17 protein-coding genes are annotated in these 16,994 nt (G+C 71.1%); 7 read left to right on the top strand and 10 right to left on the bottom strand.

Annotation, left to right across the window (positions count from 1 at the left end; genetic code table 11):
- Positions 1-119: 119 nt before the first annotated feature.
- The 5 genes from H958_RS0122835 (at position 120) to H958_RS0122810 (ending at position 5,646) form a co-directional block, all read left to right on the top strand.
- Positions 120-704, top strand: a complete 585-nt coding sequence (locus H958_RS0122835; protein WP_028060346.1) for a site-specific integrase — start codon at positions 120-122, stop codon at positions 702-704.
- A gap of 305 nt (positions 705-1,009) precedes the next feature.
- Positions 1,010-4,153 carry a hypothetical protein gene (locus tag H958_RS0122825; RefSeq protein ID WP_156028186.1) on the top strand — a complete coding sequence of 1,048 codons (3,144 nt, stop codon included), beginning with the start codon at positions 1,010-1,012 and terminating at the stop codon, positions 4,151-4,153.
- 125 nt (positions 4,154-4,278) lie between these two features.
- Positions 4,279-4,563 carry a DUF2442 domain-containing protein gene (locus H958_RS0122820; protein ID WP_028060344.1) on the top strand — a complete coding sequence of 95 codons (285 nt, stop codon included), beginning with the start codon at positions 4,279-4,281 and terminating at the stop codon, positions 4,561-4,563.
- A gap of 169 nt (positions 4,564-4,732) precedes the next feature.
- On the top strand, positions 4,733-5,050 hold the full coding sequence (locus H958_RS0122815) for a hypothetical protein (RefSeq protein WP_028060343.1): 318 nt from the start codon (positions 4,733-4,735) through the stop codon (positions 5,048-5,050).
- A gap of 98 nt (positions 5,051-5,148) precedes the next feature.
- Positions 5,149-5,646, top strand: a complete 498-nt coding sequence (locus tag H958_RS0122810; RefSeq protein ID WP_028060342.1) for a hypothetical protein — start codon at positions 5,149-5,151, stop codon at positions 5,644-5,646.
- Here the strand turns inward: H958_RS0122810 and H958_RS0122805 are convergent.
- A complete protein-coding gene (locus tag H958_RS0122805; protein ID WP_028060341.1) occupies positions 5,621-6,187 on the bottom strand; it encodes a TetR family transcriptional regulator in 567 nt (188 codons plus the stop codon). The two genes, H958_RS0122810 and H958_RS0122805, sit on opposite strands and share 26 nt — an antisense overlap.
- Before the next feature lie 90 nt (positions 6,188-6,277).
- Between H958_RS0122805 and H958_RS0122800 the strand changes: the two genes are divergently transcribed.
- Entirely contained in the window at positions 6,278-7,192 is a 915-nt protein-coding gene (locus H958_RS0122800; protein ID WP_028060340.1) for an SDR family oxidoreductase, read from the top strand.
- Here H958_RS0122800 and H958_RS0122795 read toward each other — a convergent pair.
- The 4 genes from H958_RS0122795 to H958_RS39650 all read right to left on the bottom strand — a co-directional run bounded on the left by H958_RS0122795 (position 7,159) and on the right by H958_RS39650 (position 10,238).
- On the bottom strand, positions 7,159-7,566 hold the full coding sequence (locus H958_RS0122795; RefSeq protein ID WP_028060339.1) for a hypothetical protein: 408 nt from the start codon (positions 7,564-7,566) through the stop codon (positions 7,159-7,161). The genes H958_RS0122800 and H958_RS0122795 overlap by 34 nt on opposite strands.
- Positions 7,554-7,676, bottom strand: coding sequence for a hypothetical protein (locus H958_RS48790; protein WP_255325448.1), 123 nt, complete (start codon positions 7,674-7,676; stop codon positions 7,554-7,556). The genes H958_RS0122795 and H958_RS48790 overlap by 13 nt, the downstream gene beginning before the upstream one ends.
- A 284-nt stretch (positions 7,677-7,960) precedes the next feature.
- Positions 7,961-8,728 carry a 3-oxoacyl-ACP reductase FabG gene (fabG, locus tag H958_RS0122785; RefSeq protein ID WP_028060338.1) on the bottom strand — a complete coding sequence of 256 codons (768 nt, stop codon included), beginning with the start codon at positions 8,726-8,728 and terminating at the stop codon, positions 7,961-7,963.
- Between the two features lies 1 nt (position 8,729).
- Positions 8,730-10,238, bottom strand: a complete 1,509-nt coding sequence (locus H958_RS39650) for an APC family permease (RefSeq protein ID WP_051324696.1) — start codon at positions 10,236-10,238, stop codon at positions 8,730-8,732.
- Positions 10,239-10,310: 72 nt separating this feature from the next.
- Here H958_RS39650 and H958_RS47805 point away from each other — a divergent pair, with 72 nt between their 5' ends.
- Positions 10,311-11,237 carry a VOC family protein gene (locus H958_RS47805; protein ID WP_028060337.1) on the top strand — a complete coding sequence of 309 codons (927 nt, stop codon included), beginning with the start codon at positions 10,311-10,313 and terminating at the stop codon, positions 11,235-11,237.
- Here H958_RS47805 and H958_RS0122770 read toward each other — a convergent pair.
- The 5 genes from H958_RS0122770 to H958_RS0122750 are packed head-to-tail and all read right to left on the bottom strand — an operon-like array spanning position 11,234 to position 16,991.
- On the bottom strand, positions 11,234-12,031 hold the full coding sequence (locus H958_RS0122770; RefSeq protein ID WP_028060336.1) for an IclR family transcriptional regulator domain-containing protein: 798 nt from the start codon (positions 12,029-12,031) through the stop codon (positions 11,234-11,236). The two genes, H958_RS47805 and H958_RS0122770, sit on opposite strands and share 4 nt — an antisense overlap.
- Before the next feature lie 47 nt (positions 12,032-12,078).
- On the bottom strand, positions 12,079-12,984 hold the full coding sequence (locus tag H958_RS0122765; RefSeq protein WP_028060335.1) for a 3-hydroxyacyl-CoA dehydrogenase: 906 nt from the start codon (positions 12,982-12,984) through the stop codon (positions 12,079-12,081).
- Entirely contained in the window at positions 12,981-14,513 is a 1,533-nt protein-coding gene (gcvPB, locus tag H958_RS0122760; RefSeq protein ID WP_028060334.1) for an aminomethyl-transferring glycine dehydrogenase subunit GcvPB, read from the bottom strand. Before gcvPB ends, H958_RS0122765 begins: the two co-directional genes overlap by 4 nt.
- Positions 14,510-15,886 carry an aminomethyl-transferring glycine dehydrogenase subunit GcvPA gene (gene gcvPA, locus H958_RS0122755; RefSeq protein WP_028060333.1) on the bottom strand — a complete coding sequence of 459 codons (1,377 nt, stop codon included), beginning with the start codon at positions 15,884-15,886 and terminating at the stop codon, positions 14,510-14,512. The genes gcvPB and gcvPA overlap by 4 nt, the downstream gene beginning before the upstream one ends.
- Positions 15,887-15,914: 28 nt before the next feature.
- Positions 15,915-16,991 (bottom strand): ATP-NAD kinase family protein, encoded by a 1,077-nt coding sequence (locus H958_RS0122750; protein ID WP_051324695.1) that lies wholly within the window; start codon positions 16,989-16,991, stop codon positions 15,915-15,917.
- Positions 16,992-16,994 lie beyond the last annotated feature (3 nt).

Genomic DNA, 16,994 nt, shown 5'->3' with positions numbered 1-16,994 from the left:
TACTTCCTCGGACGCGACATCAGAACGGATGCTTCCTCTCCGCGGGGACAGAACCCGCGCCTCAAGGCCTCCGTCAAACCCAGCCTGCCTCACGTCTCGCTCGCCTCGAACATCTACGCGTGGGCGTCCGCCCCGAGCCGCCGCCTCGTCCCACGCAACCCGCTCCGCCTCGTCGAGCTCCCGCCCAACGACGAGCAACCCCGCCTCCGCGTCGCCCTGGCGCCGAGGCCGCCCAGCTTCTCGCCGCGCTCGAGCCCGAGGACCGCCTCCCCTACGCGATCGCCTTCTACGCCGGCCTCCGCCGTTCCGAGATCTACCGGCTCGACTGGGAAGACGTTCTCGACGGCGACCACATCGCGACCCGCCTCATCGTCCGCCGCTCCAAGTCCGAGGCTGGCACGTCCCGCCGCCCACCGATCGTCGACAACCTCCGCACCGTCCTCGTGACCGCCTGGGAGCGCCGGGGCCGACCGCTCTCCGGGAAGGTCGTCGACCGCTCGGTCATGTCCGGCAAGATCGCAGCCCGAGTCGACGCCGCCTGGGACGCCGCCGGCCTCAACCGCATCACGCTCCACGAATGCCGCCACACCTACGCGTCACTCCTGATGGCGGCCGGCTACACGATCAAGGAACTCATGGAGTTCATGGGCCACGCGGACCTGCAGATGGTCAACCGCTACGTCAAGCTCCTCCCGCAGCCGTGAGGACGACGCCGCCCAGCGACTGAATGACTACCTTCGGCGCGCCAGCACGGATTCGAGCTGAGCGCCGCGGCGCTCCGATCCATGCTTCACCGCCATCACGGACGATCGCTACAGCCGTCGACAGTGCAGAACCGAGGCGACGCGGTCATCCACTCGCTGGCTGCCGCCTGGTCTTTGTTCCAGGCCAGCGAGTGCTCCGCGATGGTGTACACGGACCGATCGATCCGGAAGCGATGCCAGCTTGAGGTGCTTCAGGCCCGAGATGAATCCTGAACCCGCCGAGCGGCGGCATAACCTCAATTCGAATGTCGACCGCACCTCTCGACGAGCCATTGCGCACCGCCCTGCGCCGTCTCGGCGAGCACGGTGAGCGAGCGGAGCGCTTCCTCGACAGTGCGCTCCGACACCTGAACGAGCCCGGAGACGACCGTGCGGCGCCTCAGCATGCCGCGTATGCCCTGCGCGAGGCGCTCATGTCGATCGTCGAGCGCGGCGGCGCGCGTCCATACGGCATGGGCGAAGCGGCACGCGACGTTGTGCGCCGCTTCGCGGCCGTCGGCGCCGGTCGCGACCGCCTTGCCGACAGCATCCGCAAGCTCGCCGAAGTACTCGACGGGCCGGGGCCTCATGCGGAGCGGCTCGCCCGGGTCGTCGGCGAACTTGCCCGCCTTCCGCCGACGCGAGCTAGCGCCGACCTCATCGAGCGTTTCGTCGTCGCACTCGGCGCCGCCAACGCCGGCACGCACGCGACCAGTCCGCCGCCCGCCGAGGACGTCATCGCGCTCTACAGCGACACGACGACGATTCTGCGCCACCTCTTCGGCCCGATGTCCGAACGCCTCGAAGCCATGGACGACCTAGTGGCCAATGCGGACCCAGGGCCCGAGCAGGTGGCGCAGCTCAAGCGGCGGCTAGGCGACGAGCGCCACCTCGTCTATCTGTTCGACAGCGTGCGCGGCCCGGGCTGGTTCCGGGCGCTCTGCGCCGACCAACTCCTGTCACCGCCCGCGGACAAGCCTTGGACAGCGGGCCCGTACGTCATGCGCGTCGCGCGGTCTGACCCCGACGACGTCCGCGCCTGGCTCGCGCGGCAGCCCTTCAAGCAGCTCAACGCGAGCCAGGCTGCCGAGCTGCTGCGCATCGCCCGTGCAGTCGGCGGCGACGTCGGCACGATCGCGCGCGACCTGGCCCGCGAGCACCTCGACGATTCCAACGTGCGCATGCAGGCCGATGCGCTCATCCGCGAACTCACGCCCTCTCAGTGCGACACCACTGAGGTCCGTTCGCTGATGCAGCGCTTGCTGACACACGCACTCACCGAGCGCCGCGGCTCGTTGGACGCATACATGGCTGCGGAGCAGTTCGCCATCGCCATCCAGGCCACCCACGGCGCGAACGCCGCCGCCTGGCTCAGGATGCTCGCCCACCGCACGCGCGAGATCTCGCAGAGCGAGGAGCTACTGCGCCTGCGCGTCCTGCTGCCACTCTCTGAGCTTTCGCTCACGGGCGCCCAGCGCCCGCTCGAGTTGGCGGCGGCCGCGCTGCGCCAAGGCGCGATCGCCAGCGCCGACTCCGGCGTCGCGCTCGACGATCGGCTCAACATCCTCAGGATCCCACCTCTGCCGCTCAGCGACCGGCTGGTCGCCCAGCACCTCCTCGACCGCCTTCCTGAAACTGACGCACCCGCGCGCAAGTTCATCGCGACCCAGATCGGAACGAACGTCTGGCCATCGCCAGAGGAGCTTTCTCTCCTCCGGCGCCTCCTCGACGACGCTGGGCAGGGCGACGACCCCGCTCTCGCCCGCAAGCTTGCGGCCGCGCTCGGCCCGCCGCCGACCCGGGCGACCCTCGACTCCCTGGGCGGCCGCGACACCGTCTCCGACGACCTCGTCCGCGCCCACCGCTGGCTCGTCGCGATCCCGACCGACGCCGCGCCGGCCTGGCACGCCGCCAGCGCGCAACTTCCGCTCGCGCCCGCTTCGAACGACGGGGTGATGATGCGCATCTCCGCCGCGTACCGAGGCACGAACAGTCCAATCGACGCCCACACTCTCGCCGCGCTGTCGCCGTCTGATGCCGCGCAACGCGTCGCGGCGTGGCGGCCGCCGACACCGGCCTCATCCCTGGGCCCCAGCGCCGAGGGCCTAGCCAGCACGCTGCGCCATGCCATCGATGCCCGTCAGGATGACTGGCTGACCGCCGATCCCGTTCTGCTGACCCAGGCACTGCGCGAGCCGCTTTACATCGCGACCTTCATCGACGCGCTTGACGCGAAGACGGCGGATCTCGCCGACCGCGCCGACCAGTTCGTCGAGCTCACTGAACTCGTCCGATCCGAGCCGTGGGCGCCCGCCGACCTCGGCACAGACCCTCTCGGTCCACAGAACACCTGGACTCGCCCTAGCGACGGGGCGCTGCAGCTCCTCGGCCGCCTCGGCCCGCTGGACATGCTGTCCGATGCCGTGGCTGAGCGCGCCTGGACTCAGATCGCGGGCGCCTTCGAGCGCCGGGGCGACGTGAACCCCCACGTGGACGACCCGACGAGCGAGCCGCTCACCCAAGCGATCAACCGCCCGTCAATGCGCGCCCTGGACGTAGCGTTCGCGGCCGGTGGGTCCGTCCCGCCCGACGCCCGCCTCCTGGAACTCGTTGACAACGCACTCGCCCTTGAAGGGGCCGACGGCCTTCACGCCCGCGCCATCGTCGCGCAGCGTTTGCACTGGCTGCGCCAAGCGGCGCCTGACTGGTTCGCGCGACGCGCGAGCCTCATTTTCGGCGCTAACGCCCCGGACGCCCTCGGCGCGGCGACCGTCGACCTCTACCTCGAGTGGGGCCACGCCGACCGTGACCTCGCGATCGAGCAGCGCGACGCGATCGTGGCTGCCCTCGGGCGCCGACGCCATGAGGAGGCTGTGCAGCACCTCCTGCTCGGTCTACAGCACGAGCTGCCCGGCTACGACGTGCATACCGTGGCGGAGGCCCTGGTCGAGGCCGGCGATCGCGAGGTCTCGTACGCCGGCCAGTGGCTCGGCTGGGGTCTGGCCGATGCCGGCCTTGACGTGCGCGTCGCCACGCCGCTCGCACTGTGGCGCGAGCTGGTCGGCCGCGGCCTCCCCTCTGCGGCCTACGCGGGCTTCGGCTGGACGGCCATCAACGAGCACATCGCCGACGACGACTGGCTGACGTTGATCGAGGAGACCGCTCGCGCTGCGGCAGGCGTCCTCGACGAGCCGGACCGCATCGCAGAGCGCGCCGCCCGCGTGCCGGGCGGCGACCCGCGCGGCGCGCGCATCATCACCGCCCTTCTCGGAGACGACCTCAAGCCCTGGGACCTTCAGCGTATCGGCGCTGCTGGCCTGTCGATCCTGCCCTCTGCGGCCGGCGACGTAGCGCGAGAGCTGCGAGAACGCCTGCTCGAGCGCGGTTTTCACGAGGCGCTCGGACTGTGATTGGTATTGGCAGAACCGGAATCGTGAGCTGCCAGAAGCGCCTGTCCGCCCACTCCGCGACGAGGTAGCCGAGACTGGCAACGCGCACCTGCCCGTTGAGACGCTGATTTCGATAAGCCACCGCAATGACGGCGTTCAGCCGAGACATCATCCGCGTCACTGTCCTCAGCCACGGCGTGCTCCGCTTAACTTTCGACGATGGGCTTGAGGGCGAGGTCGACGTCCTGGAGCGCATGCGTGGACCGGTGTTCCCCGACGCCCGTAGACCGGATGGCTTCAGCGAGGTTGCAGTCGACGCTGAGACGGGCACGATTGTCTGGCCGAACGGAGCTGACCTCGCGCCAGACGTCCTCTACGAGCGCGTTCGCAGCGGGCGCTGGCCCAGGCACGACCGGCGCGTGAGCGTGTAGCGGGGCACCGGCTGGAGCGGGCGCGCAATGGCCTTCGGCATGGTCAGAGCTCGCGGCCGAGCGCGCGACCACGTCGAAGAATGCGCTCGGTCGCGCGGTCGGCGACGAGGTCGAGCGTTGTGTCGTTGCTCGCGGCACGGTCCCTCTCGCTGACGAACGACCGCGCCCCGTGAAGACGTTCGGCCTCGGCGCGCTGCGCGCGGCGCAGCTCCTCGATTGCGAAGCGCTCGTCGCGTCGCGCCTGCTCAAGCTCACGCCGGCGTCCCGGCAGCCATCGCAGCTTGCGCCGCTCGAGCGCATGCCGGTATTCGGCGGCGTCATGAGCCTCGAGTCGTTGGTCCGCGAGTGCGCTCGATTCGCTGTCGATGGCGAGAACCTGGGCGCTGCTCGTCCTGAGCGCGGCAGCGAGGCGCTCCAGCGGTTCCCTGGCTCCGTGCTCAGCAGGCGCGAATTCCGCGCGCTCGGAATCCGCGTCAGCGGAAGGTAAAGCTGGTTCGTGAGGCGGCCGCGGCTGAGCGCGACGTAGGCCCACTCGCTGCTGATGCCCTGGCCGGCGAGCACGAAGGACCGATCGACGGTCGCGCCTTGGGCGACGTGGCCGGTGATGGCGTAGCCGTGCAGCAGCGTCGGATCGCCGCCGCGTCTTACGTCGTCGAGACACGCGCGGTCGAGCCGGACGTACGCGTCCCCGAGCTTCAGAGTCAGCGCCCGCGCCGCCGGATCGACAGCGGTGACACGGCCGCGCTGGCCGTTGGCGACGCTGAGGCGAAGATCGTTGCGCTTGATGACCACGGCGTCGCCGACGGCGACCGCGCCGCCCGGCAGCTCGAGCTCTACCTTGCCGAGCTTGCCCGCTTCGCGGAGGTGCGCTCGCGCTCTCTCGTTCAGGTCGGCAACGTCGGCGCGGCGCTCGGCAATCATCACGGCGTCCTCGCCGGGCGCCGAGAGCGCTCCGTTCGGGGCCTCGGCGGACGCGGCCTCGGGCTCCGCCGGTGGCCGCTCGCCGGCGTTGATCGGTGGGCGGTCGCAACCGCTTGCCTCGGAGCTCGGCCGGGGCTCAGCCCACCCCGGCGAGCGTCTTGAGCTCGGCCGTGGCCTCGCGGACGTGCTCGGCGAAGGGGCGGTCGTCGCCCTCGTCGATCCAGCGCTCGAAGGCTGTCTTGAAGACGGCGATGCCGATCTCGCCCGCGAGCGTCGCGGCCGGGTCGCCGACGCGGCGGTCGCGCAGCGCCTCGGCGAGCGTGGCCGAGAGCGACGAGAGCTTGTACAGCTCACGCTCCTGGAGCTCGGCGTTGGCGGCGATGATCGCTTGGCGCTGGCGCGCCCGGGCGGGGTCGTCCGGAAGCACCGCGCCGAGCGCGTCGAGGCCCGCGGCGACCGCGTCGAGCGCCGTGGCGTCGGCGGGCGCCTCGGCGACCGCGCACACGACCGCCTCCTCCAGCGCGCCGGCGCCGGCGAAGAGAACCTCGCGCTTGTCGGCGAAGTGCCGGAAGAACGTCCGCTCGGTCACGCCCGCGCGCGCCGCGATCTCGGCCACCGTCGTGCTCTCGAACCCGCGCTCGGCGTAGAGCGCAAACGCCGCTTCCGCGAGACGGCCCCGGCTGTCGGGCTGCCATCGACCCATGTCCCAAGTCTAGTTATGTCAGAGACTGTCATGGCTCTGCTACGGTCGATGACAGTGACTGACATCGAACCATTCGAAGGGAAGGACATCATGCGCGTCTTCGTCACCGGAGCCACCGGCTTCATCGGCTCGGCCACCGTCGCGGAGCTCCTCGGCGCGGGGCACGAGGTCGTCGGCCTCGCCCGCTCGGACGCGTCCGCCGAGGCGCTCGTCGGCGCGGGCGCCGAGGTCCACCGCGGCGACCTTGAGGATCTCGACAGCCTGCGCCGCGGCGCCGCCGCCGCGGACGGCGTCATCCACACCGCGTTCATTCACGACTTCAGCGCGATAGACAGCGCGGGGCGCACCGATCTGCGGGCCATCGAGGCGCTCGGCGACGAGCTCGCGGGCTCCGGCCGGCCGCTGGTCATGACCTCCGGCATCGGGCTGCTCGCGCCAGGTCGCGTGGCAACCGAAAACGGCATGCCCGACCCGGCGTCGCGGGCCTCGCACCGGTCGGCGTCCGAGGTGGCGGCGCTCGCGCTCGCCGAGCGCGGCGTGCGCTCGGCCATTGTGCGCTTCCCGCCCACCGTGCACGGCGAGGGCGACCACGGCTTCGTCCCGATGCTGATCGACGGCGCGCGCACGCGGGGCGTCGCGGCCTATGTCGGCGACGGCGCCAACCGCTGGTCGGCGGTCCACCGGCTCGACGCCGCACGCCTCTTCCGGCTGGCGGTCGAGTCGGCCATGGCCGGCTCGGTGCTCCACGGCGTCGCGGAGGAGGGCGTGCCTACCCGCGAGATCGCCGAGGCCATCGGCCGCCACCTCGGCGTGCCGACTCGCTCGATCACGCCTGATGAGGCCGTCGAGCACCTCGGTTTCATCGGCGTGTTCTTCGGCGCCGACGTCAGGGCGTCGAGCGCGCTCACGCGCGAGCGGATGGGCTGGGAGCCCGAGCAGCCCGGCCTGATCGCCGACCTCGACGCAGGGCACTACTTCGCCGAGGCGTCGTCCGCGGCCCGGTGATCTGCGGGGCGCGTAAGACGCGCCTGCGGTCGACCATGACGCACGCCTTCGCTGACAGCCCGGTCGCTTGTGGCCGCTGCCTCCATGCTTCTCGCCCATGTCCAGGGGACGCAGCACTGCGTGCCCGGCTTCTGCTTTCGCGGCGCCATCTGCACCGGTTCCCCCTCCGGATCGAGCGCAACCTCATCAGAGCTTCCCGGCATCGACACGGAGAATGGCTCCTCGATTGCGACATAGAACGAGCCCTCGTCGTCACCAGCGAGCACCAACGTGAACGAGTAGTCGAGCCGACACTGCGTGACGGTCAAGCCCGCCATCGGCACCAGCCAACGGTCGGCCGCCTCCACGAGCTCGCCGACCATCACCGCGGGCACCCACCCATCGGCCCGACGTAGTCCTCGTGGCGATGCGGCGGGTACTCGTCGCGGTCCCGGCCGGCGCGCGTCGGCCAGTCCTCGAGCAGGCGGTCACGGCGGTTGATCACGAGAATCGACGGCCAGCCGTCGCGGATCGCCGCCGGCGCGTGCTTGCGGCGACCTGCTGCGATGAAGTCGAGCGCGGACGCGGGCGTAGCGATCGCGTCGCCGTCGACCGGCGCGAGACGGTGACGCTGCCACCGCCCGAAACCCTCGAAGGGAGATCTCCCATGCTCTACATCCTTCGCTCCGGCGAGTCGGCGTACTGCAACGATCGGCCATTCGATCGCCGAGGGAAGGTCGCCCAGCGACGCCAGATGCTCCAGTGCGGCAACCCCAGGAGTTGCCGCCCCTACAACGCTTCGGGCGTCTCCGGCAGCACTTGGCCGCCGTCGACGATCAGGGTCTGGCCCGTTATGTACCGCGCCTCGGGCGAGGCGAGGAACCGGACCGCCCAGCCGATGTCCTCGGGATCGGCGAAGTCCTTCAACGGGATGGAGGCCATCATCTGGCGCTGGTGCTCTTCGCCGGCCTCGTCCAGCCCCGGCGTGCGCACGTTGCCAGGCATCACGGCGTTGACCGTCACCCCGTCGGTCGCCAGCTCGATCGCCGCCGAGCGCATGAAGCCGAGCATCGCCGCCTTCGATGCGCCGTAGTGCGCGTAGCCAGGGTGGCCGGTGATCGGGCCGGTGATCGAGGAGGTGAGCACGATCCGCCCGTAGGAGCGCGCCCGCATCGCCGGGACGCACGCCTGCAGGGCGAAGAACGCGCCCTTGGCGTTGAGGTCGTTGACGCGGTCCCACTCACGCTCGTCGATCTGGTCGATCAGCGCGATCGGGTAGATGCCGGCATTGGCGGCGAGGATGTCCAGGTGCCCGAACGCGTCGAGGACAGCCGCGGCCATGTCACCGACGCTCTCCCGCGAGGTCACGTCGACGCCGACCGCGATGGCGTCATGGCCGGCGTCGCGGAACTCGGCCGCCGTCGCCTCCGCGGCGGCCTGGTTGAGATCCGCGATCGCAACGCGCGCGCCCTCGGACGCGAGGACCTGGGCGATCCCGCGTCCGATGCCGCGCGCGGACCCCGTGACGATCGCGCCCTGCCCGTCGAGGCGTCGCACCTCAGCGGTACGCCGCGGCCCCCGCGGCCGCCGCGGGGGCGCCCGCGGCGGCCGGCTCCGGCTCGTCGATGAAAATGTGCTCGGTCGCGCGTGCCCGGTCGGGGTGCTGCGTCCAGATCCACACCGCGTATACGACGCCCAGCACCAGCCAGCCGACGGTGATCCAGGCCGCGATGTTGAACGGGCTCGGCAGCGGCGAGATGAACGAGAAGACGCCGGAGCCGATGCCGACGGCCGCCATCAGCGCCGGGATCATGACGGCGATCGCGAGGATCGGCACGACCGTGTGCAGGAGCGGGTTGTAGCCCGACTCGCGCGTGCGCAGGAAGTACACGAGCGCGGCCAGCGCGACGAGCATGTAGAGCAGGATCGCAGTGATGGTCTCGATCGTGCCGAGGAACGCGAACGCCTCCAGCGGGCCGCCGCTGAGCACGCTGCCGGTCACGTACGTGGCCACGAGCGACACCGCCGCGACAACGGCGAGCGCGGTGGTCGGCACGCCGGTCTTCTCGCTGGTGCGCGCGAACCTCGCCGGCAGCAGGTTGATGCGGCCCATCGAGTACATGTGGCGCGTGCCCGCGTTGGTGGCGCCGTTGGCGCTCGCGACGCACGAGTTCAGCAGCGCGAACCAGAGCACGTACCAGCCGTCGTGCCAGACCTCCTTGGTGACGCCGATCCACGCGTCCCCGCCGTTGAAGGACGTGAACGAGCCGAACTTCGAAGGGCCGAAGTAGACCGTCACCGCGTACGTGCAGACGATGATGAAGACGCCGAGGATGAGCGGCGACAACAGCGCGGCCTTCATCACCGACCGGCGCGGGTTCTTGGCCTCCTCAGCCAACGGCGCGACGTTCTCAAAGCCGACGAAGCCGTAGATGGCGTAGACCATGCCGGCGAAGATGCCCGACATCCCGGCGAAGCCCTTCACGTCGGCGTGCGAGGTGCCGAACACCGAGAGCGTGTTGTGGGAGCCGGCCTTGGCGATCAGCGTCAGCGCGAGCACGCCGAGGATCAGGAACTCGGTCATGCCCAGCACGATCCCGACGTTGGTCGAGAAGCGCGCGCCCGAGTACACGAAGCTGAACACGAGCACCATGCACAGCGCGGCGCAGACGATCCACACGGGCGTCTCCGACCAGCCCCACGAACTGTGCAGCGTGCTCGAGACGAAGTTGCCGAAGGGCAGGAAGAGCGTCGAGGGGAACACGATCCAGACCGCGAGGTACAGCCACGCGACCATCGGGCCCATCGACGGGTGCAGGCCGCGCGAGACGTACGTGTAGAAGCCCGCGGCTGAAGGGAACCGCTGCGCCATCTGTCCGATGCAGGTGGCCACCAGCAGGATGCCGACAAGGGCGAAGATCAGCGAGAGGCCCAGCGCGCCGCCGGCGTAGTTCGCGCCCACGACGACCGCGAGCGTGACGGAGAGGCCCGGCGCGGCCGACGCGAGCGCCTGGAACAGCACCTCCGTGAAGCCGAGCTCGTTACGGCGCAGTGCGGTCGACGACATGTCTCTCCTTCTCCGTGTTCGCTCTCCGAGCAGATGCTCGCATATCGCGCAATGCAGTGCAATCATCCGCACATGAGCACCGCGGCGACGCTGGGCGTCGATCACATCGGGGTCGGGGTCTCCGACATGGAACGCTCGAGGGCCTTCTGGGCCGAGCTCGGCTTCAGCGAGGTCGCGTTCGACTACCAGGGTCCGCTGAGCGGCCTCGGCGCGCTGGGCGACCGCGACACCGTCGAAGCACGCGTCATGATGCTGCGCTCCACCACGCCGACCGTGTTCGGCCCCGGTGGCGTCAAGCTCGTGCAGACCACTGACGCGGCGCCGCCGCCCATGCCGGACGGTATGGCGTGGGGCGAACGCGGCGTGTGCGAGGTATGCGTCCATGCGCAGGGGCAGGCGCGGGTGTACGAGCGTCTCGTGGCGGCCGGCCACGCGGCGCTGATGGAGCCCATCACGTCGCCGCTGGACCCGTACGGGACCCTGTGCTCTCTGTCCTACGTGGCCGATCCCGACGGGACGAAGATCGAGATCATCGAGTGGCTGGACCTGGAGAATGGCTGGCCGTTCCAGGATGGACCTCAGGGCGTCAACCACGTCGCGTTCGGCGTGGCGGACCTGGAGCGCACGCGGGCCTTCTACAAGCGGCTCGGCTTCACCGGCATGGTGTTCGACTCCGATGGCGTGTTCGAGCCGATGGGCCCGTGGTTCGCGTCGGGCGAGGCGCCGCGGATGAAGATGTCGCTGCTGACGAACCCCTGGGGCGCGGGGATGGAGCCCGTTGAATCGTTCCCGCCGTCACCCGACAAGCGCGGCGCGTGGGGCCACCTCGGGCCGTTCGACTTCGGCATCGGCGTGCGCAACCTCGAGCTCGCGGCGCGCGGTCTCGAGCTGCGGTCCGAGCCGCAGACGATCGACCTCGGCGGCGGGGCGAGCTGGCGCTACGCGTACTTCGTCGACCCCGACGACACGCCCGTCTACCTGTCCGAAGCCCGGTACTAGCCCATCCCTGCCAGGTCGGCCTCGATCGCCCGCGCCGTCGCGAGCAACGGCTCGACGAGCTCGGCGCGCACGGAGTCCGCGCTGCGCCGGGCCACGTGCGTGGAGAGATTGATCGCGCCGATGACCCGTCCGCCGCGCGTGCGCACCGGCGCGGCGACAGCCACGAGCCCCTCCTCCAGCTCCTGGTCGACGACGGCGTAGCCGACGGCGCGCACCTCCATCAGCTGCGCTCGCAGCTCGTCGCGGTCGGTCACCGTGCGCGGGAGATAGCGCGTGAGCGCGGCGTGCTCCAGATACGACTCCAGCTCCGCATCGGTCAGGCTCGCGAGCAGCACCTTGCCCATCGAGGTCGCATGCGCCGGCATGCGGCCGCCGACGTTGACGGCGATCGTCATCACCGCGGTCGATGGCACGCGCGCGACGTAGACGATGTCGTCGCCATCGAGCACGGACGCTTCGCTGGACTCGTCGACCCGGGCTACCAGGCGCTCCAGGTGCGGAAGGGCGACGTCCGGGAAGCCGAGGCCGGACAGGAACGAGTAGCCGAGCTCCAGCACCCGCGGCGTGAGGCGGAACGTGCGCCCGTCGGTCTCCACGTAGCCCAGCTCGATCAGCGTGATCAGGAAACGTCGCGCGGTGGCGCGTGTAAGAGCGGTCTTGGCTGCCAGCTCGGTCACTGTCTGCTCCGGGGCGTGTGGGCCGAACGCGCGGATGATGGCCAGGCCGCGTTCGAGCGACTGGATGAACTCTCGCGGGCGTCCGGGGACGCTCTCGTCCTCGGCCAGCTCTGACATCGCGGGCGATCTTATCGGCGGCCGTCGCCAGTCCCGACCGTAGATGCTCACGACGCCTCGCGCCGCGCGCGCTCGAGTGCGAGCAGCATCCGGTCGCGCCACTCGACGCGCTCGTCCCAGTCCGTGAGCGGGAGGAGCGCCCGGCGCTGGGCCGTCACGTGCGCGACGAGCTCAGGCGTCCACGGGTCGTCCTGTCCGCGCTCAGCGCCCATGCGCGCGTAGGCAGGCCCGAGCCGACGCGCATGCTCCTCGATTCCGCCGCGAGTGTTGAGATCGGCGGTCTCGAACGGGCCGATCACCGCGTAGCGGCGGCCGAGCCCCTCGCGCATCACGCGGTCGATGTCCTCGACCTCGACGACGCCGTCGCGCACGAGGCAGTACGCCTCGCGCAGCACGGCGCCCTGCAGGCGGTTGAAGACGAAGCCGTCGATCTCGCGCCTGAGCCGCACGGGTGACATCCCGGCGTCGCGCAGCAGCGCGTACACGCGGTCCACGACCGCCTCGGACGTGAACGGCGCCGGCACCAGCTCCACTATCGGCAGCAGGTGCGGCGGGTTGCCCGGGTGCGCAACGAGCACCCGGGCGCGGCCGGGCGCGAACCGTGAGGCCGTCAGCGCCGACGAGGAGCTTGCGAGCGGGACCCCGGGCGGCGCGAGCGCATCGAGCCGCGCGAACAGCTCGCGCTTGAGCGCGAGGTCCTCGGGCGCGCATTCCTGTACGTGCTCGGCCTCGTACAGCGCCTCCTCGAGCCTGGCGTGCAGCGCGATCGGCGCGGGCTCGCGGTCGAGCACCCCGAACTCGGCGAGCTCCCCGAAGCGCAGCGATAGCTCTGCCGGCGCCGCCTCGCGGCGGGCGGGATCCGGGTCGTAGAGCGCCACCTCGTGCCCGGCGCGCGCGAAGACGACCGCCCAGCCGACGCCGATCGTCCCCGCGCCGATTACAGCGATGCTCACACGACCGCCGCGGTCTTGCGCCGGTGCGCCCGCCACGTCGTCGCCCACTGGCCGGGCTCGTTCACGCGCGAGCCGTCGACCTGGTGGATGACCTGGTTGTGCGGCGCCGTCTTGACCAGCTCGGGGTCCTCGTAGGCCTCCTGGATCACGTGCGCGAGCACGTCGATCCACAGGTCGATGTCCTCCTTGGACCACAGCTCGCCGGCCTCCGGTGTGAACGGCTCCGGTAGCAGCCACGGCTCGTGGCTGAGCCAGAACGCGTCGACGCCGAAGTCGATCATGCGGTTCTGGACGTCGAACGCGGTGATGCCGGTCTCGCGCGTGACGGTCTCGAGCGAGTAGCGCGTCATCTCCAGCCGCGGCGTCGTCGCATCCGGGTGCGAGCGCGTGATGCCGCGGATGGCCAGCAGCCGCTTCTCCATGTAGTTGTTGGCCAGCACGGAGAGGTCCGCGGCCTGCTTGATGCCCGCGGCGCCCATCGCGCGCGTCCACGCGTACGCCTTCGTCACGACCGGGACGTTGCCCCAGTACTCGCGCACGCGACCGATTGAGTCAGGCGCGTCGCGCTCGATCGTGTAGCGGTCGCCGTCGCGGCGCACGAGCGGGCGCGGCAGGAACCCGACCAGCTCCTCGGAGCACCCGTACGCGCCAACGGCCGGGCCGCCCCCGCCCTTGGGCGCGCCGAACGTCTTGTGCAGCATGTACATGCACGCGTCGAAACCGAGCTCGCGCGCGCGCAGGCGACCCATGACGCCGTTGAAGTTCGCGTGGTCGTAGAACGCGAGCGCCCCGGCCTCGTGGACGATTTCCACCCAGCGCTTGATGTGCGGGTTGTAGACGCCCATGTCGTCAGGGTTGTTGAGCATCAGCGCTGCGGTGCGGTCGGACACCGCCGCTTCGAGTGCCTCGACCGACGCGTAGCCGTCCTCCTCGATCGGGAGCGTGACGACCTTGAAGCCGGCCGCTGCGGCCGTCGCCGCGTTGCACGGGTGCGCCTGGATCGTGGTGATGACCTCGTCGCGTTGCGCGAGCTCGCCGCGGGCGGCGTGGTAGGCGCGCGTGACGCACGCGTGCGTGTAGGCGGCGTCGGCGCCGCCGCCCGGCTGGAAGACGAATTGCGCCATGCCCGAGAGCTCGCGCAGGATGAGGTCGAACGAGTGGATGATCTCGAGCGTCCCCTGCAGCGTCTCCTCGTTCTGGCCGGGGTGCAGCTCGGCGATCCACGGCCGCGCGACGATGTGCTCGTTCAGCCGCGCGTTGTACTTCATCGTGCAGGTGCCGAAGAGGTTGACGCCCATCATCCCGAGCGTCATCTGCGACAGGTGCAGATAGTGGCGTTGGACCTCGAACTCGGTCAGCTCGGGCAGCTGCGGCGGGGTGGTGCGGCGGACTGCCTCGGGGATGAAGCCCGCGCCGGCGGGCGCGTCGATCGGTGCGCCGACGAGTTGCGCACGGCGGCCGGAGCGGCCGAGCTCCATCACCAGGGGCTCCTCCCAGCGGGCCGCGTGGTAGTTGGGCAGCGCGCTCATCGCGTCACCTCCGCCAGCGCCTCGGCGAGGCGGTCGATGTCGTCCTGGGTATGCACCTCGGTCACGCAGTAGAGCGCCGCCTCGCCGAGCTCCGGGTGCGAGGCGGACAGGTCGCCGCCGCCGAAGATCCCGCGCTCGCGCAGCGCCGCGTTGACCTGCGCGACCGTGCGGCCGGTGTCGTTGAAGTCGACGACCAGCTCCTTGAAGAAGCCGCGCCAGCGCACGTGCACGCCGGGCAGCGCGGCGATCCGCGCCGCCGCATAGTGGCTTCGCTGGAGGATCGCCTCCCCCAGGTCGACGAACCCCTGCGGCCCCATCAGCGCCATGTAGACGGCGTTGACGATGGTCCACAGGTAGACCGAGTTGCCGGTCCAGTCCTTGCCGTCCTCGCGCTGGGCATACGAGTTCTGCGCGAACAGCGCCATCGTGAAACCACGCTCGCCGGGCACGAGCGTCGGCGCGATGCTGACCTGCAGCGTCGGGTACTCGCGCGCGTAGCGCTCCTCGTCGCGCGAGGCGATGAAGCCGCCGACGCCGCCGCCGCAGTGCATGTGCACGCCGAGCGGCTGGGTGGAGCCGACCGCGATGTCGGCTCCGAGCTCGCCGGGCGGGGTGAGCACGCCGAGCGACAGCGGGTCGACGCCGAGGATCGTCTCGGCGCCGGCCGCGCGCGCCAGGGCGGCGATCCGCTCGGCCTCGGTCTCGATCACACCGAGCGACCCGGGCGTCTCGAAGTAGATCGCAGCGGTGCTCTCCGACAGCTTGGCCTCGAGGTCGGCGAGGTCCAGCCGGCCGGTCTCGCCGTCGATGGCCACGGGCGTGATCGCGATGTGGCCGTGGTGCATCTCGGCCGGCTCGCAGTAGGTGCGGATCACCGCGAGGCGCTCGCGGTCGAGCGTCGCCGGGACGAGCACCTCGGCGCGGCCGGTGATGCGCGCCGCCATGCGGATCGCGTGGCCGGCGGCGCAGCCCCAGCTGTAGACGGGCAGCCCGACGAAGTCGAGGTCGAGCAGCTCGCCGAGCTGGCTGGCGAACTCGAACCACGCCTGGTTGCGGCCGTGGTCGGAGGCCGGCGTGCCCCACTCCGAGGTGACGAACTCAGTGCGCTGCGCGATCTCGTCGCAGACGGCGGGGACGTGGTGTTGCCAGACGCCGCCGCCGAGGAACGACAGCGCGTCCTCGCAGCTGACGTTGCGTGAGAGCATGCGGCGCAGGTGGCGCGACAGGTCGCTCTCGGCGGACAGCGCCGGCGCGAGCTGGAGCGGGCGCGACATGTAATGGTCGTCGGGGATCTGCGCGAACAGCTCCTCGACGTCGGCGATGCCGACGGCGTCGAGCAGCTCCTGGCGCAGCTCGGGCGCCGAGTTCGCCATATACGGGTGCGTCACGCGGCTCTCCTCCTCAAGTCGAAACCTTCATCACGATCGTCCTTCCGGGCGCCACGTGGACGCGGATGTAGCCCGACAGCTCCGCGTCGAGCCCCTCGTCCCCGGTGTCCACGCGCAGCACGGGCGGGCTCAGGCGCAGCAGCTTCTCGGCCGAGGCGACGACGTGGATGCGGTCACATCCGATTCGGCGCAGCACGCGCGGGCTGAGCTGCTGGTTGCCCCTTCCGAGCAACGAGCCCTGGCCGCCGACGACGCCGAGGATCAACGTCGCGTCCGCGTGGGAGTCGAGCAGGGAGAGCAGGCCGGCTTCGCCGAGGTCCGTCGCGATCAGCTCGCCGTCGAGCGCCGCGTCGACGCCCAGCAGCGTGCCTTGCGCAATCCGCGCCGTCGTCGTCCCCGGGCCGAGCAGCGTGAGCCCGTCGAGGCTCCGCGCGAGTTGCTCGCACAGAGCCTCCAGCCCGGCGTCGGCGGCGAGCGTCGGCGCCTTGGCGGACAGCATCAGGGCCGGCTGGCGCGGGACCCGCGCGGAGCCGTAGAGCCGCGTTGCGACGCGACCGCGGCGGGCGGCGTCCTCGTCGACGTCGGCGATCTCGGCGTCCTGGAGCGCAACGGCGCCGCGCAGGTAGGCGGCCGCCGCCGCTCCCGCGGCGTCCGGCGTGGCCGCGAACACGCCGGAATGCATCTTCACGCCCGTCGGGATGCCGACGAGTGGCACGTCGGCGCCGATCGCGTCGTGGATGTCGCGCGCGGTGCCGTCGCCGCCGGCGAACATCAGCAGCTCCACGCCGCGGCGGCTCATCTCGGCGACGGCGTTGCGGGTGTCCAGCGCGGTGGTGTTCGGCCGGTCGCCCCCGGCCGCCGAATCCGTCGCCTCCCACGCGAGCCCCGCCGCGTGGGCGAGATCGGCGCCCATCGGTCCCGGCGCCGCCAGAACGCGCGTGCCGGGATCGAGGCGGCCGAGCGCGCGTCGCGCCCGGTCCGGTGCCAGCGGCGTGGCGCCGCGCTCGCGGGCGATCCGCAGCGCGTCCGGCCCGTCGGTCCCCTTCAGCGCCACGCGGCCGCCCATGCCGGCGATCGGGTTGACGACCAAGCC

The sequence above is a fragment of the Candidatus Solirubrobacter pratensis genome, from assembly GCF_000425945.1.
GTDB lineage: Bacteria > Actinomycetota > Thermoleophilia > Solirubrobacterales > Solirubrobacteraceae > Solirubrobacter > Solirubrobacter pratensis.
The sequence above is the reverse complement of the archived record's forward strand: the minus strand, read 5'-3'. Positions and strand labels throughout refer to the sequence as shown.